At 38.5% G+C, this 16759-nt stretch carries 16 protein-coding genes and 1 pseudogene; 11 read left to right on the top strand and 6 right to left on the bottom strand.

Features of this window, described 5'->3' with window-relative positions; genetic code table 11:
* The first annotated feature begins 189 nt into the window (after positions 1 to 189).
* Positions 190 to 1488, top strand: a complete 1299-nt coding sequence (locus tag FTU75_RS08085; protein WP_180115662.1) for an MgtC/SapB family protein — start codon at positions 190 to 192, stop codon at positions 1486 to 1488.
* A 23-nt stretch (positions 1489 to 1511) separates the two neighbouring features.
* On the opposite strand, the gene yddG is transcribed toward FTU75_RS08085, so the two are convergent.
* Positions 1512 to 2435 carry an aromatic amino acid DMT transporter YddG gene (gene yddG / locus FTU75_RS08080; protein ID WP_180115661.1) on the bottom strand — a complete coding sequence of 308 codons (924 nt, stop codon included), beginning with the start codon at positions 2433 to 2435 and terminating at the stop codon, positions 1512 to 1514.
* Positions 2436 to 2700: 265 nt separating this feature from the next.
* Between yddG and FTU75_RS08075 the strand changes: the two genes are divergently transcribed.
* Entirely contained in the window at positions 2701 to 3096 is a 396-nt protein-coding gene (locus FTU75_RS08075; protein WP_180115660.1) for a hypothetical protein, read from the top strand.
* Positions 3097 to 3171: 75 nt separating this feature from the next.
* Here the strand turns inward: FTU75_RS08075 and FTU75_RS08070 are convergent.
* Positions 3172 to 4127: pseudogene (locus FTU75_RS08070) on the bottom strand (IS5 family transposase).
* Between the two features lie 41 nt (positions 4128 to 4168).
* Here FTU75_RS08070 and FTU75_RS08065 point away from each other — a divergent pair.
* The 5 genes from FTU75_RS08065 (at position 4169) to FTU75_RS08045 (ending at position 7899) form a co-directional block, all read left to right on the top strand.
* A complete protein-coding gene (locus FTU75_RS08065; RefSeq protein ID WP_180115659.1) occupies positions 4169 to 4465 on the top strand; it encodes a hypothetical protein in 297 nt (98 codons plus the stop codon).
* Positions 4466 to 4562: 97 nt separating this feature from the next.
* A complete protein-coding gene (gene puuE, locus FTU75_RS08060) occupies positions 4563 to 5525 on the top strand; it encodes an allantoinase PuuE (protein ID WP_180115658.1) in 963 nt (320 codons plus the stop codon).
* A gap of 143 nt (positions 5526 to 5668) precedes the next feature.
* Positions 5669 to 6172, top strand: a complete 504-nt coding sequence (gene uraD, locus FTU75_RS08055) for a 2-oxo-4-hydroxy-4-carboxy-5-ureidoimidazoline decarboxylase (protein WP_180115657.1) — start codon at positions 5669 to 5671, stop codon at positions 6170 to 6172.
* Positions 6169 to 6489 carry a hydroxyisourate hydrolase gene (uraH, locus tag FTU75_RS08050; protein ID WP_180115656.1) on the top strand — a complete coding sequence of 107 codons (321 nt, stop codon included), beginning with the start codon at positions 6169 to 6171 and terminating at the stop codon, positions 6487 to 6489. The genes uraD and uraH overlap by 4 nt, the downstream gene beginning before the upstream one ends.
* A gap of 30 nt (positions 6490 to 6519) precedes the next feature.
* The gene (locus FTU75_RS08045) at positions 6520 to 7899 is read left to right on the top strand and encodes a nucleobase:cation symporter-2 family protein (protein ID WP_180115655.1); all 1380 of its coding nucleotides are present in this window, start codon (positions 6520 to 6522) and stop codon (positions 7897 to 7899) included.
* Between the two features lie 203 nt (positions 7900 to 8102).
* Here the strand turns inward: FTU75_RS08045 and FTU75_RS08040 are convergent, their stop codons facing one another.
* Positions 8103 to 8603, bottom strand: coding sequence for an ureidoglycolate lyase (locus FTU75_RS08040; RefSeq protein ID WP_180115654.1), 501 nt, complete (start codon positions 8601 to 8603; stop codon positions 8103 to 8105).
* An 89-nt stretch (positions 8604 to 8692) separates the two neighbouring features.
* Positions 8693 to 9700: an allantoicase gene (gene alc, locus FTU75_RS08035; RefSeq protein ID WP_180115653.1), complete on the bottom strand. Its 1008-nt coding sequence runs from the start codon at positions 9698 to 9700 to the stop codon at positions 8693 to 8695.
* 208 nt (positions 9701 to 9908) lie between these two features.
* On the opposite strand from alc, the gene hpxO reads away from it, so the two are divergent.
* Positions 9909 to 11066 carry an FAD-dependent urate hydroxylase HpxO gene (gene hpxO / locus FTU75_RS08030; protein WP_180115652.1) on the top strand — a complete coding sequence of 386 codons (1158 nt, stop codon included), beginning with the start codon at positions 9909 to 9911 and terminating at the stop codon, positions 11064 to 11066.
* Between the two features lie 102 nt (positions 11067 to 11168).
* Here the strand turns inward: hpxO and FTU75_RS08025 are convergent, their stop codons facing one another.
* Positions 11169 to 12098, bottom strand: coding sequence for a LysR family transcriptional regulator (locus FTU75_RS08025; RefSeq protein WP_180115651.1), 930 nt, complete (start codon positions 12096 to 12098; stop codon positions 11169 to 11171).
* A 248-nt stretch (positions 12099 to 12346) separates the two neighbouring features.
* Here FTU75_RS08025 and FTU75_RS08020 point away from each other — a divergent pair, with 248 nt between their 5' ends.
* On the top strand, positions 12347 to 13402 hold the full coding sequence (locus FTU75_RS08020; RefSeq protein ID WP_180115650.1) for an aromatic ring-hydroxylating dioxygenase subunit alpha: 1056 nt from the start codon (positions 12347 to 12349) through the stop codon (positions 13400 to 13402).
* 87 nt (positions 13403 to 13489) lie between these two features.
* Here FTU75_RS08020 and FTU75_RS08015 read toward each other — a convergent pair whose 3' ends face one another.
* Positions 13490 to 13930, bottom strand: a complete 441-nt coding sequence (locus FTU75_RS08015; protein WP_078190743.1) for a DUF2147 domain-containing protein — start codon at positions 13928 to 13930, stop codon at positions 13490 to 13492.
* Between the two features lie 524 nt (positions 13931 to 14454).
* Here FTU75_RS08015 and FTU75_RS08010 point away from each other — a divergent pair.
* Complete coding sequence (locus FTU75_RS08010) at positions 14455 to 15291, top strand: SDR family oxidoreductase (protein WP_180115649.1); 837 nt, start codon at positions 14455 to 14457, stop codon at positions 15289 to 15291.
* A 311-nt stretch (positions 15292 to 15602) separates the two neighbouring features.
* Positions 15603 to 16496 carry a DNA-binding transcriptional regulator HcaR gene (gene hcaR / locus FTU75_RS08005; RefSeq protein ID WP_078193338.1) on the top strand — a complete coding sequence of 298 codons (894 nt, stop codon included), beginning with the start codon at positions 15603 to 15605 and terminating at the stop codon, positions 16494 to 16496.
* Positions 16497 to 16759: the final 263 nt, after the last annotated feature.

Here is a 16759-nt window from a genome sequence, read left to right as displayed (position 1 = left end):
TCCATGTTCACTAGGATATTTAACATGGAATTGTTTATGATTTAAAGGATGACTAAACTTGGAACATGATTGAAAATGCTCAAGTTGTTCAATCTATATATTTATTTTTCAAATTTTAGCGTTAAATTTTTTTATTAATTTTTATTTATATTGCCAAAATAAACAATGTATTGATGGGAGGGCTTAAATTTGGAAATACTTATACAAACTTTATCCTTCCCCGCATTGTTAACTATTTTAGCTTCGGCTTTAGGCTGTGGATTGCTCATCGGTTTGGAGCGTCAACGTAACAACAATTTGGACAGTGAACAGAGTTTTGCTGGTTTACGCTCATTTACCATTTGTGCGTTGTTTGGAGCATTGTGTTTTTTAATACATTTAGCTATTGGTGCGATCGGTGCAATTGTCGTCAGTATGTTTAGCTATTATGGATTAAGTCAACAAAAACAAGATATTGGAACAACCACAGAACTTGCTTTTGTTATGACCTATTTAATCGGCGCTGCTTGTGTATTTAATATTCCACTGGCTGCGTGTTTGGCTGTGGTGTTGACCCTCATATTAGTTGGAAAAAAAGGCTTACATCATTTTGCAGCGCATTGGATCAAAGACTATGAGTTAAGAGATGGGGTCTTTTTACTGGCATTGATCCTAATTGCCTTACCTTTAACTCCGAATCAAGCCTATTGGGGTTCTGTATTAAATCCCTATGTGATTTTAAAATTACTGATATTGATCTTGGTGGTGCAGTCATTAGCACACATTGCCAAGCGGCTACTATCTTCTGATAAAGCGATTATTTTATCGGCCTTGGCATCTGGTTTTGTGTCAAGCACAGCAACGATCGCAAGCTTAGGCATGGAAGTGCGAGCAGGAAAAGCCAGTGCCAAAAGTAATGCAGGGGCAGGACTTTTTTCATGTGTTGCGACATTGGTTCAACTCTTGATCATTGTCCTTGGGGTGAGTTTTGCTTGGTTTAAAATATTAGTTATACCAAGTATCGTCGGCATCTTGATATTGGTCCTTGCTGCGCTATATCTGATTTATGGCTCATCCCAAGTTCAGCATAATAAAGAGTCAGAACCCGAAATGCTTCGTGTAGAAGCGAATGAATCAGCGGCGTTAGAAAATACAGATAGTCGAATGTTTAGCTTAAAACAGGCGGCAATCATTGCCATCACGCTTACTTTGATCCAAGCACTTGTTTATGGATTAAATCTCGCTTTAGGTGATAAAGGTTTAATTTTAGGGACATTATTAGCATCACTCTTTGAAGTCCATGCCGCTATGGCAACCGTGGTGATGCAAGGTAATATCGACAATTTAACATTGGTTTATGCTGTGGTGATTGGATTATCAGCCCATGCAATTTCAAAATGTGTGAATGCATTTCTCACAGGTGGCTGGAAATATTTTCTATATTTTGCACCAACACAGTTACTTCACATGCTGTGCCTAATCGCGGTTTTGCTATTCAGTTTAAGATAAATGAGTTAAGTGACTGCTTCTTATTATTCATGGCGCAATTGCATTAATTTGGCTTTTATTTGTGGCCAGCTGGTTGAAATCCAACATACCAGCGAACCGAATGTCACTAAAATGGCACCATGCCAAAAACTTAAACTCAGTGGTGTCTGTAAAATAAACATTGAAATTAATGAAGAAAAAATCGGACTAAAATACGATAAGGTCACCAATATCGTAATATTGCCTTTTATAATACCTACATTCCACGCTGCATAGCCCAATGCGGTCACGATGGACACGATTAACATATACTTACCGGTATGTAAGTCTACGGCAGGCATTCGCGGGATACCGTGAAACATCAACATTTTTAGCCATAGCACAATGGTGATCACGACGAAAAAGAATGAAATAGGGTTATGCCCATGACTGTATTTACGTGTAATCACACAGTAGAGTGACCATAAACTCGCGCCCACAAAAGCAAGAAAATAGCTTAATGGATTGGACTGAATGTTGGTAAAGACTGTAGACCAGTTAAAACTTCCGTTAACAGTTTGGATTAAAATAATGCCGCCCAAACTCATGACTAAACCAATGATTACGAAGAAGTTAAACTTTAATTCTTTAAATAAGATTAACGCGGCAATTGTCAGACTCGGCCATAAATAATTGACCAAACTGATTTCAATCGCTTGTTGAGCTGTTTGAGCCAAAGCAATGGCATACGAAAAACACAACTCATAAATCACAAATAAAAGGGTGGCGTATATCAAAAATTGGCGCGGAACCAGTTTAAGGTTTGGAATTTTAAATAAGAGCAATAGAATAATTGCGCTCAAGGTATACATAAAGAGCACAGCAAGATCAGGGCCAATACTGAAACTAATTTTCTTAAGTAAACCAACAATAGAAGACCATTGTAAGATTGCACTGAATCCAATCAGCGTTGCAAGATTTTTGGACATGATTGCTCGAAGATTTCGCAAATAGCGAATGAATTTTTAATTTTTATTATAGTCTTTATTCAGTCGTTTAGTATAAGCGTGAAATTATCAAACTCTATTTAATTAAAAAGATTTAGAGCTCGTCGTACGTCAAGAGCAGCATGGCGATGAACTAGGTTTAGGTTCTGGTTTATTAATACAAGATTTAAAACTTGGACAATGTATTCATGCCTATATTCGTGCGAATCCAAATTTTGACTTAGCAGAGGGCGTTAAGTCGGCAATTATGATTGGCAATGGCTCAGGAATGGCGGGTTTACTTTCACATCTTAAGCAACGTGTCGCAACAGAGCACTATCAAAACTGGTTAATTTATGGTGAGCGTCAACAAGCTTTCGATGCAATTTTTGCTGATGAACTGCATGAATTACAAAACCAAGGTAAAATTGCAGAAATCAATCGGGTATTTTCTCGTGATGGATTTGCTGAAAAGTATGTGCAAGATGTCCTAGTTGTAAAAAAAGCTGAATTGATTGATTGGCTAGAGCAAGGGGCTTGTCTCTATATCTGCGGCAGTTTGAATATGGCTAAAGCGGTAGATGCCACTTTGCAAGAGATACTGGGCATTGAACAACTGCATACACTGCGTAAAGCAGGTCGTTACCGCCGTGATGTGTATTAAATAATTGATGTCTACTGAAGAAGGGATTTGTTGCACAAAGATTTGAAAGGTAAAGCGCCCCTAATTAAGCCAAATTTAAGGCGTAACTTGGGTAAGTGGTCGACCTAATTCCGTAAATCTGTTAAGGACTGCTACACGTGCATGGATCTCATTCACTTGGCTATCAAAACTCCTTGCACTGAGTTTATCTCCTAATAATTTGATGCAATGCATCTTAGTTTCAACCAAACTTCGCCGATGATAGCCTGACCATTTTTTCCATAGTGTCCTGCCTGAGAAGCACTGCTTCGCAAGATTAACCGTTCGAAGTCATTCGTTTCGCTCTAGCGAGCTACTCTTTGTATCTTTCCATGGTTTCGCATTTTTTCTAGGTGGAATCACCGCATGCGCTTGCCGATCTGCAATGACCTGACGGCATTGCTTGGTGTCATAAGCTCCATCGGTATAAACAGAATCAATCCGCTCATCTTGTGGAATCTGATTAAGTAAATCACCAAGCACCTGTGAATCACTGACATTATTGGTTGTGAGCTGAATAGCGCGTATTTGTAGGGTTTTAGCATCTATACCAATATGTAGTTTACGCCATTGGCGACGATATTCAGGTCCATGTTTCTTTCGTTTCCATTCGCCCTCACCTAGAAACTTCATGCCTGTAGAGTCCATGAGTAGATGCAGCCCATCGCTACTTTTTTGGTAGCTGATTACAATATCAATATGCTTTTGTCTTCTACAAAGCGTGGTGTAAGAATATCACTGATATTCGGGGCTGCTCATCCGCAAAGTTTAATCAGACTTTGCACAAAGCCAGTAACCATACGTAAAGACAGACGGAATAAGGATTTAATCATTAAGCAGCATTGGATAGCTGCGTCGGAGTAGATTTGATTTCGCCCTTGTTTGCCTTTTGATGGCGCATACCATTGCGTAGCAGGATCAAACCAAATGGCAATATTTCCGCGACTCATGAGTGCTCGGTTATATGCGGGCCAATTGGTTGTGCGGTAGATTTTGTGTGTAGGCTTCTTCATTTGAAAATTATATCGCTGAAAAAGCCTTTACAGATAGGTTTGTGCAACAAAGCCCAATGAAAGTACAACTACCAATAAGAACTTCAACTATATTATGGAAAGATATTCAAAGTATAGATGTCATACGCCAAAATATTGGAACCATTGATGAGATTCAACTCTATATATTGTGTTCAAATACAATCATTTATATTACGGAAAATACACCAGGTTATTACTATTTCATTGATCAATTGCATCAGAATTTTCCAGAAATAGATGAAATTTGGCAAATTTCAATCATTGCAGATGATTCAGGGCAACCATTCAATATTTTAAAAAATGGCAATGGTCATTGATATGAAAAGCTATTTAGTCATCTATGACATTGGCGCATAATTTGCTTGCTTCTACCTAATTTTTTTACTGTTTGATATAACAAATTAGGAAGTTGAAGTGACTACAGGCTACTTACGTGGACAAAACTTAATTGACCAGATCCAACAACAGGATTATTCCAGAGACCTAATTGGATATCATGGCGATGTACCTCAAGTCGTATGGCCTAATCAGGCACGTATCGCAGTGCAGTTTGTGTTGAACTATGAAGAAGGTGGGGAAAATCACATCGAACATGGGGATGCAGGATCAGAACAATTCTTATCCGATATTATTGGAGCGGCCAGTTTTCCTGCCAAACATATGTCGATGGACTCGATGTATGAATATGGCTCTAGAGCCGGTTTTTGGCGGATTCATGAAGAATTTAAAAAACGTGATTTACCCATGACGATCTTTGGCGTTGGTATGGCTCTAGCGCGCAATCCTTATATTGTCGATGCGATCAGACAATCCAACTATGATGTCGTTTCACATGGTCAACGCTGGTTACATTATCAGGATATGCCGATAGAGCTAGAACGTCAGCACATGGATCAAGCGATTAGTGTGCTTGAAGCTTTATTTGGAAGGACGCCTATTGGCTGGTACAAAGGGCGTGACAGTCCCAACACACGTCAGCTATTGGCTGAATTTCCGCAAATTAAATATGACTGCGATCACTATGGTGATGACCTGCCTTTTTGGAGTCGTTTGACGAATGAAAATGGTCGAACCCGTCCACATTTAATTATTCCTTATACACTCGAAAGCAATGATATGAAGTTTTGTTCACCGGGTGGTTTCAACAGTGGTGAACAATTTTATCAATACCTTAAAGACGCTTTTGATGTGCTATATGAAGAAGGTGAGAGCGCGCCAAAAATGTTATCGATTGGGATGCATTGTCGTATTTTAGGGCGACCAGGCCGTTTTAAAGCACTACAACGATTCTTAGATTATGTGCAATCACATGAAAAAGTGTGGATCTGTCGCCGTGGTGATATCGCGGAACATTGGTATACACATCATGCAGTCTAATAAAAAAATATTTGGATAAAGAGGAGCTTAGCTCCTCTTTTTTTAGGCCTGTACTTAGGTAACTGACATCATAGACCTAGGTTGGCATTGATATTGCAGAACTAAATTTGAACAATCATTCAATAATTTTAGGCGATTTTATAGTGCAACTTGTTGAATTTAATAAAGCATCCGAAGCAGATGTAAAAACTTTTTTAAAGCACTGTGTGCAAATTGAAGGCTGGGCAGAACACATTGTGGCGCAGCGCCCTTATACCTCTATCACGCAAATCACAGAGCAAGCAGTAAAAGCTGCAAATGCTTGGACTTGGGATGAAATCAAAAATGCTCTAGATAACCATCCACGGATTGGTGAAAAAAAGGCACAGGCTGAATTAAGTAGTTTGGAGCAACAATTTTCCAATCGAGAACAGTCTGAAATTTCAGCAGATGAAGAAACTCAATTTGCTTTGCTCAAAGGCAATATCGCGTATGAGAAAAAGTACGGTTATCTCTTTTTAATCAAAGCCTCTGGCCTCAGTAGTGAAGATGTATTACAGGCGCTGCAATATCGATTATTGAATGATCCTGAAACAGAAAAAAGAATTGTCCATCATCAACTGGCTGAAATTGCCTTATTAAGATTAAAACAGGAGCTTAGCGCATGATTAGCTCACATATTTTAGATACCAATCTAGGCAAACCCGCAGCGAATGTCAGCATTCAATTATTTAATGCTGAAGGTAAGTTGTTGGCTTCTGCGCAAACCAATGCGGATGGTCGCGTTAATGATTTTGCGCTGAAGGACTTTACAGTAGGTGCTTATAGCCTTGAATTTGCGACTGCTGAATATTTTCAGACTTTAAATACCGAAACATTTTTTCCAAAAGCTGTGATTCATTTTTATGTAAAAGATGCCTCGCAGCATTTTCATATTCCTTTACTCATCAGCCCATTTGCATATTCAACGTATCGCGGCAGCTAAGAGCAAAGTTAAAAAAAAGGGGATATAAAAATGGCAGAACAAGATAAAACAGTTTCACCAGAACATGAATATTTAGGCGCAGGGAAAAGCCTTGCCTATGGACTACAGCATGTATTAACCATGTATGGCGGTATTATCGCTCCGCCATTGATTATTGGTACAGCCGCGGGACTTGAACCTGCGCAGATCGGTTTATTGATTGCGGCGGCGCTTTTTGTGGGTGGCTTGGCGACCATCCTGCAAACCGTAGGTGTGAAATATATCGGTGCAAAATTACCCTTAGTTCAAGGGGTTTCATTTGCAGGTGTGGCGACGATGATTGCCATAGTAACCACTGGCGGTGGGCTTTCTGCTGTTTATGGCGCGGTGATTGTTGCATCTCTAATTGGCTTTTTTCTAGCTCCATATTTTTCAAAAATTATTCGTTTTTTCCCACCGATTGTGACTGGCTGTGTAATCACCGTGATTGGTCTTTCATTGCTGCCTGTAGCGGTACGCTGGATGATGGGGGGCAATAATAAAGCACCAGACTGGGGAAGTGCTGAGAACATCAGCTTGGCATTTTTAACTTTGGGTATCGTGATTGCGCTGAACTTAACCCGTAATGCAACCATCCGACGTTTATCTATTTTGTTAGCCATCGTCTTCGGTACAGTGCTCGCTTATGCCTTTGGCTTTGGCGATTTTTCTAAAGTTGCAAATGGTAACTGGATTCAATTTCCAAGCTTCTTTGCTTTCGGTATGCCAACTTTTGAGTTAAGTGCCATTATTGCCATGCTGATCGTGACTTTAGTCATTATGACTGAAACGACGGCAGACATTATTGCTGTCGGTGAAATTGTTGGTACTAAAGTAGATGCTGAGCGTATTACCAATGGCTTACGCGCTGATATGCTATCTAGTGCAGCAGCACCAATCTTCGGTTCATTCATGCAAAGTGCTTTTGCACAAAATGTCGGTTTAGTAGCGATTACAGGCGTGAAAAGTCGCTTTGTTGTCGCAGCGGGTGGGATGATCTTGGTCGTATTAGGCGTTCTGCCAATTATGGGGCGACTGATTGCAGCGATTCCAGTCCCTGTCTTAGGCGGTGCAGGTTTAGTTTTGTTTGGAACAGTTGCGGCAAGTGGTATTCGTACCTTGGCGAAAATTGACTATAACGAGCAAAAGAATCTCATCATAGTTGCGACTGCGATTGCAGCAGGAATGATTCCAATTATCGATCATTCTTTCTATGCCAACTTCCCGAAATGGGTGCAAACACTCTTTCATTCAGGCATTAGTTCGACTTGTTTGATGGCGATTATTTTAAATATTGTGTTCAATCATCTGAATTTATTTAAAAATAAAGAAGTGACTATGAGCAAAGATCAGGTTAAAAAACCAAGCATGGCGATAGATGTGCAACATTAATCATGGCAGATTTTAAGTCTTAAACCTCACGATGATTCATAAAATAAAAACTTTATAGTTTAAAAAAGCCCTCGAAGTAGAGGGCTTTTTTATTGCGATATTTTTTAATTAAACTATATCAATAGGTTAAATAAAGAATGTATTAACAGATGGTTAAGTGATTTTTAGTCTATTTAACTGTAAGTATTTAAGCTAAAAATACATTAAATTGAAATGTGAATAGGCGTTGGGAACTGAAACACATCACAATTATGCCCAGCGCCAATACGATCGATAACGGCAAAGCTACTCGGTGCTTCGAGTGTTAGGAGAGGATGATGCCATGTTCCTGCACGATAATTGACTCCTTGGCTACCATCAGTAATGAAAGCATATAGCTGTGTAAGATCGGGACTGTGATCATCTAACGCAGGTGCAACAACCACTAAAAAAGCCTGTGCTTGCATTGGAATAAAAGCTTGCGAGCCGTTGGGATGACGCTCCAACATCGAAATCGTAAAAGGCAACTCAGTAGTTTTGATATTTCTAAAGAGGCTAATTCCAGCAACCGCATCACCTGAAATTTCTGTTTCTACGAGGGCATGATATCGCTCTGTATGTGCATCATTGATGTGGAAAAAATCATGTCCAGTCGTACAAATAACCTCACCAAAAGGCGCAAAGCCTTCAATACTTAGAGCTTGTATTTTTATGCTGTGAGTCATGTTTAGATATCTTATAGGGTATTTAATTAAAAAAATTGAAACCATACACATAGGAAGCACGAAGGCTTCCTATTTGATTAACACTGCAATTAAAGATGTATTTTTCCCCATAACCGTATGCGACTAATGCCCCCGTCAGGAATCATATTGATGCGGATATGCGATATTTTTTCATGCTTTAAAATGTCACTGACAAAGCTATGAATATGATCCATCTGCATGTCTTGTGCGTCGAGCAAAAACGGCCAGAACATACTTTGCGGAATCAGTTGAGGGTCAGTGGCATCTTCTACATAAATCGCTTGTATGGAAACCTGCGCAGGGAAGTTGCCTTTAAAATGGGCAGTATCAATATCAATTTTCTCTATTGCACCAGATTGGCCCAAAGCCAAAATGCACCAGTCAAAACCTGGTGCACGGCGACGTTTAGTTTCCCAACCATCTCCCATATTGATGCCGCGACCAGGGTTAATTAAGTTTCGTGGATGTCCAAAATGAGCATCACTATAAGCAATAACACGTCCACCATTTTCTAGTGCAACGAGGTCTAATGTGCTCGTACTGTCTTGAATTTGAACCTGAACTTCACCATAGACTTTAAATCGTGCAATACCGCCGTCTGGATATATATTTAAACGCACATGGGTAAAAACCTGATCAGTTGAGACCTTCAATATATGGTGTTGGCTCGGGCCCAATACGGTATTGCCTAAGATATTGACCCATGCTGCCTGTGCTAGTTCACCACTCGGTGCAAAACAGGCCTCAACTGATGCGGAAGTTGGGTAATTCCCAGTAAAGAATGTTGTATCAATATCTAAGGCTTGAATTCGACCAGCAACACCGAGTTGGATAATTGCCCAATCATAACCTGCATGGCGTTTACGACGCGTTTCCCAACCATCCATCCATTTGCCATGATCATCAAATTTATCTTCGACAAAGATTGGTGCATTAAATTGAAGCATGCGTTTTGCTTCTGCAAAAAAATCATCTGAACATTCAAGTATTTTTGCACCAATACGGTCATCTGCTAAATTTGTAAGTGTCTGTAATTGTGCAGGAATATCAAAACTTGGTGCGTGTAAAGTCGCCATATATAAAATCCATTCACTATTTTCATTTAAAACATATGCATTTTGTTTTCAGTGTTAAAAATTTAACATTTGATAAAAACTAGCATTTACACGTGTTTAGAAGCACAGCCTGTGCCAACTTTAGAATTTTTTATTGCTTGTTTGAAAAAATGGCATGCTTTTCGCTTTTTAGGAGAAAGATATTTAAAAAAACACAGGGGAGTTATAGATGGACATTACAATTATTGGTGCAGGTATGGCGGGCCTAACGACAGGGATCGCTTTGAAAAAATTTGGACACCAAGTAACCATCTATGAACAGGCAGAACAAATTTTACCTGTTGGAGCCGCTATTTCTTTATGGTCTAACGGTGTCAAATGTTTGAACTATTTGGGGCTAACCGAACAAGTCGAAAAGCTCGGTGGCAAGATGGATCACTTAGCCTATATTGATGGCTTAACGGGCGATGTTATGACGCAGTTTAGTCTGTTTCCTTTAATCGAAGAAGTTGGACAGCGACCTTATCCCGTTTCACGTGCTGACTTACAAAATATGCTTATGGATGAATTTGGTCGTGAGAATATTCATCTAGGCAAAAAAATGGTGAGTTTCTCAGAACGAGATAATCAAGTGATCACCCGTTTTGCCGACGGAAGCGAGGTTCAGGCTGATTTATTGGTCGGCGCTGATGGCACACATTCATTGACACGGGCATATATATTGGGTGAGCAAGTTGTGCGCCGCTATGCAGGTTATGTCAATTGGAACGGATTAGTCGATATTTCAGAAGAATTTGCTGCGGCAGATCAATGGACGACATTTGTAGGAGAAGGTAAGCGCGTTTCGCTGATGCCCGTTGCCGACAACCGATTCTATTTCTTCTTTGATGTACCTTTAGCAGCAGGCTTAGAAAATGACCGAACACAATATAAGGCTTTATTTAAAGAATACTTTAAGGGCTGGTGTGAACCGGTTCAAAAGCTAATTGATGCTGTAGATGCCCAAAAAACCAATCGGGTAGAAATTCATGATATTGAACCTTTTGCAGATTTCTACAAAGGTCGTGTGGTGATTGTGGGTGATGCAGCACACAGCACAACGCCGGATATTGGACAAGGCGGCTGCCAAGCAATGGAAGACGCAATATATTTAGCCCGTTCTTTGCAAATCAATACTTTAGGGTTGCAAGATTCATTGCGTCGTTATCAAAATAAACGTAATGAACGTGCCAATGAATTGGTTCTGCGAGCGCGTAAGCGTTGTGATGTAACCCATATGAAAGATGTAAGCGTAACGCGCGAATGGTATGCAGAACTGCGTAAAGAACAAGGCAATCATATTATGAAAGGTATTATCAGTAATATTGTAGGTAATCCATTGGATTAAAAAAAATAAACTAATAAAACTTTAGCTTTCAGCAACCAGTACGGTTTATTTGTACTGGCTTTTTTTATGAAAGTTTTGCGACCCCAAAACTTAAATAATGGTTTAGGGGTTCAAAGATTTTAAATTGATCTTAATTTCTTCCATTTTTTCCACCAAAAGATTAATCATGATCTGAGAAATTCGAGAGGTTTGGCGTTTCGATGCGACACATAAAGCGATGGTCAAACTGTGTAAGCCTTTTTCACGGATCGGTTTAAAAATAATCTTATTATTCTCAAGCAGTGGCAAAGCATCTATGTATGACATCAAACTGATACCTAATTGCTGTTGAACCAATGACAATATCATTCTAATGTCATTACATTCGATCTTTTGAATCGGACTAAACTTATGATGTTTATATAAAGTCTGTACATATTCACTAATAATGAGTGGATCACTCGGCAAAATATGCCGTTCATTTAACGTATCTGAAAGATAAATTTTATCCATCCCACCCAAGGTATGATGCGGCGACATCACAAAGCCCAACGGAATTTCTATAAAGGATAAAATCTCTAATTGGCTATGGCTTTTGGGATTTAAAATAATGCCAAAATCTAATTCTGCATCGACGATTTTTCTGGAAATATCTTCACTGCTATTCATGCTGATGTTGAGGTTGATCCACGGATAAGTTTCAGCCATCTTTTGAATGCAGTCGACGATGAAACTGTCATTCAAAGCTGCAATAAAGCCCATTTCAATGTTTCCACGGTTTAAGCCTTGGATTTCATCAAATCGAGTTCGTGTCAGTTGATATTCTTTTTGCCATTTTAATAAATCGGCATACAGTAATTCACCCGCAAGCGTCAGTTTTAAGCCCTGAGGGAGTCGTTCAAATAGGGCAACCCCCAGTTCTTCCTCTGCCAAAACGATTTGTCGATGTACTGCCGAAACTGAAATAAAAAGTTGTTCAGCGGCTTTGCGTAGACTACCAGTCCGTGCAACCGCCATAAAATATTCAGAAAATCTAGAAAAAGTAATCGACATACAGGCTTCAATCTCTATCGCGTGATCAGCGAATCATAATGTTATGTATTTTAAGCGATATTCATGCCAGCTTTATCAAATCAAGCAGGGTTCAATGCTTAATGTTCTAAAAAACAGAACAATCTATGCAAATCATTCTAATAGACAGAAATGTGTTTAGATATTAATTTCGACTTAGAAAATAAGGGTTTAGCAAAACCTTGATAATGCTAAATGCTGAAGAAATATTGAAAATGTTGAGATGAACTATGAATGCCATTCCAGTACTCAATTTATTTACCCAACCTCAGTGCAGTACATTTGATGCTAACGACTGGAATATTTTGGCGCAGCATTGGTATCCCGTTGCACGTGTAGAAGATGTTTCGATTGAACCGCAACAAGTGCAATTACTCGATGTAAAAATGGCGTTGTATCAAACTGAAAGTGGAAAAATTCATTTGGTTCGTGATATCTGTCCACATCGTGGGGTGCCATTAACCAAAGGTTGGGTCAAGGCTGAAGATATCATTTGTCCATATCATGGTCTACATTATAACGGCGCAGGAAAGTGTGTAAAAATTCCCGCACAGCCTGAGTTGACACAAATTTCAGAGCGTTTTTCATTAACTAAATTTCCAGTTGTATTGAAATATGGATTGGTGTGGACCAGTTTATTTAACCGAGATGAATCTACAGCCAATTTTCCAAATTTAGACACGTGGGATACCGAGCAGCACCAATCGATATTGCCACCTTATGTAGATATTGGTGGTTCAAGTGGGCGTCAGCTCGAAGGCTTTATTGATGTTGCACATTTCGCATGGGTGCATCATGAGAGCTTTGCAGACCGTGAAAATCCTAAAGTACAAAAATATTCCACAGTACGTACGGACTATGGACTACATACAGAATATCTCAGTGATGTGAGTAATTATCCGCATGGCTTACAACATTTAGCGCCAGAAGATTTTTTATGGAAAAGAACATTTGATGTCTATCCGCCATTTTCAGCAATTTTAACCATCGATTTTCCTGAAAATGGGGTGTTGAAAATCTTAAATGCCTGTTGTCCTGTATCGCATAATAAAACCCGTTTATTTGTGCCTTTAACTCGTAATTTTGATACCACAGGAGATTTACAAGCGGTCTATGATTTTAATGCACAAATTTTTGCTGAAGATCAGGACATGGTGGAAAGTCAAAAACCTGAGGAATTGCCACTGGATATCAGTATGGAGGCGCATTTCGAAGCAGATCGCTCATCGACAACCTATCGTCGCATATTAGCCGAATGGGGGCTAAGCAAACGTTATACCGTATAATTTTTATAATCGCATAATTTTATATTTGAATTTTTCATACAAAAAAGCGACTCAATCGAGCCGCTTTTTGAATTTGTACATTAAGGATTAGTTTACACGTATCCATGTTTGGCTGCGTCCAAGCGCAGATACACCAATATAGCCACGACCATTCAAAGTCTTGCCGTCATTCGACATTTTGGCATTGAAGCTATAGGTTTTACCATTTTTCGGGTCAGTAATTTTACCGCCATCATAGGTATTTTTACCGGTATTTTTTAAACCATTCACGATTTGTACACCGAGTAATGGTTTATTGTGGAATTTACCAACACATTTTTGGCAGTTTTCTGCTTCACCCGGGGTGAGTACATCAACGATTTTTGCAGATAAAACGCCATTTGAGGTTTCGTTAAATTGAACTACAGATAAAGGTTTTTTGGTTTGGTCATCGATGGTTTTCCATTTAGTACCATGCAATGGATCAGCAGCCAAAGCTAAGCTAGACACCAGTGACAAACCGATTAGGCTAAGAGTTGTTTTTATCATTTTAGAACCTCTATTGAACATAGTAAGAGATGTGCATCCCTGATCTTCCAAAGGGTGGATACACAAGACTTGGAAAATTACAAAGCATCAGCCTTGCTGTCTTCAAGGGCTATATTCACAAAAAAATAAGTATATATTGTGGATTTTATATACTGATTTTGAATATCTAGAATCTGGATCGTGTAGAAAAATAGAATAAATGTTGAGCTTTGTTTATAACATTTGGGGTTTGTATCACTTTTATAAATTTCAAACGCAGTTTGATTTAAAAGAATTGGAGCTACAATCCGCAAAAAAGCAGGAGCTAAAAGGCTCCTTTAAGCTTTCATTTTTTATTGTAATCATGGTGAATTAGATTAATTTGATTTTAAAATATAACGCTAAAGAGCTATGTATAGCATTCATATTTTAGAATTAAATAAAATCATTTCATTCATAGATTAGAACTCGTTAAGCTTGTGCTATGAATAATACGAAAATGCGGCTTGATCACTGAACTGGATTAAGTGTGTATAGGAATAACGATGAAAAATTTTAACAACAAAGTCGCAGCCATTACTGGAGCAGGTTCAGGTATTGGGCAGCAGTTAGCTATTCAACTTGCTCAAGCAGGTGCGAATCTAGCATTAAGTGATCGGAACCTCGACGGCCTTGCACAAACGTCTGAAATGATTAAGCACACCGGTATGAAAATAACTCAGACCCAGTTAGATGTGTCTGATCGTGCCGCTGTCGAGCAATGGGCGGCTGCAACCCAAGCTGAATTTGGTCAGGTCAATTTGATCTTTAATAATGCGGGTGTCGCGCTAGCCAGTACAGTAGAAGGTATGCATTATGATGAAATTGAGTGGATTATGAATATCAATTTCTGGGGCGTGGTGTATGGGACAAAAGCATTTTTACCGTACTTAAGACAAAGTGGCGATGGACATATTGTGAATATTTCCAGCTTATTTGGTTTGACAGCTCAACCGACTCAAAGTGCCTATAATGCAACTAAGTTTGCAGTCCGTGGTTTTACAGAATCTTTACGTCAAGAATTAGATTTGGAAAATGTCGGAGTGAGCGCTACCTGCGTGCATCCGGGTGGAATTCGAACCAATATTGCAAATAGCGCACGTATGAGTGACAGTATTCGCGCGTTGGGTATGAATCCAGATAGAGCCACGAAAGCCTTTAATAAAGTGCTGAAAACACCGCCTGAAGTTGCAGCAAAAGTGATTTTAGATGCAGTGAAACAGAATAAACGTCGTGTTTTAATCGGCAATGACGCCAAAATCATTGATTTAATTCAGCGGATTGCACCTACACGATATGCCCAAGCCATAGATCTGCTCAGTGGTAAGAAAAAACGTAAATAATTCAAAGATCAATAACAAGGGATGATGCAACATGATCCCTTTTTTTTGATTCTGTATTGTCAAAATATTTATTTGAAAATGTATTTCTAATATGAATTTAGCAGTATTAAAGAAGATGCACTTTTGAAATCACAAAAATTTAGCATAAGTTCAATTGATTAAAAATTTTGAACTATTTAGAAGTAAAATATGAGAAAAAATGATATTTAAATAAAAAATGAACACTTCACCACAAAATATAAGACTATTTTAGCTTGCTAACAGAATTGTATTAAAAACGTCCTAAGGATTGGACTACACAGGTGACTTAAATGGAATTAAGACATTTAAAATATTTTGTCATGGTTGCACAAGAACTTAATTTTAGCCAAGCGGCCTTAAAACTTTATACGGCTCAGCCTTCTCTTAGCCAACAAATCAAAGACCTCGAAGAGTTTATTGGCGTACAGTTATTTATTCGCTCTAAACGTAAAGTTGAACTGACCGATGAAGGAATTGTGTTTTTAGAACATGCCAAAAACATTTTAGAAAGTGCCGATAAAGCAGTTGCAATGACGCGCCAAGTCAAAAAAGCCAAAGACCAAAAGATCACCATTGGCTTTGTACCAGTTGCAGAAATGAAAATTTTTCCTTTTATTATTCCGAAACTCACAGAGATGTTTCCTGACTTAAAAGTTGAACTTTTGAGCTTAAATGACACGCAAATCGTCAGTGATTTACATAATGGGCGTATTGATATCGCCATATCAAGGGCAGATGTTAATAACCATGAAATTTCGAGCCAGTTGATATTTGAAGAGCCTTTGATTTTCTTGATGAATAATCAGCATCCATTTGCAAATCAAAATAAAATATCAGTCAAATCTTTAGAAGAAATAGATTTTATTATTCCGGCTGAGGAAGTGTCGTCAGTTTTGCATCATAAGATTTTAAAATTTGCAGAAGACAAAAAGATCAACTTAAAAATCATCCAACGCGCCAGTAATATTTTATTCAACATTAATTCAATCAATATCACACAGTCGTGTACGATTTTACCGAGTTATATTGCAGATATTGCTTATGAAAATATTATTGTCAAAAAGTTAGATACAGACCTTCCAACAATCAACTTATATATGAGTAAGCGCAGTACAAATACATCACCTAGTGTGCAAGCATTTATAAATTTAATTAACGATTTTTTTCATTTGAAGTTTGATTGAAGTTTATCATTTAGTTAAGTGATTCTATTCAATAAATAATCTTCTCAGGGGGGTAAAAACCTTTAAATTTACGCTGCTGATAAAGTTTATGTTGGTTCAAATTAGATGGTTTTTTTTAAACTAAGGCTAGGTGGCGATTACTTCATCATAAAAATTGAATCTGTGCGTTGCTATGCTTATTTGCCTAAAGGGTTCACTTGATTGCCAAAGTTGTAGAGCTTTTATTGACTGCTGTGGGATTAGATGTTCAAGAAGCTTTTGAA

The organism is Acinetobacter sp. YH12140, from assembly GCF_013418475.1.
Classification (GTDB): Bacteria; Pseudomonadota; Gammaproteobacteria; order Pseudomonadales; family Moraxellaceae; genus Acinetobacter; species Acinetobacter amyesii.
The sequence above is the reverse complement of the archived record's forward strand: the minus strand, read 5'-3'. Positions and strand labels throughout refer to the sequence as shown.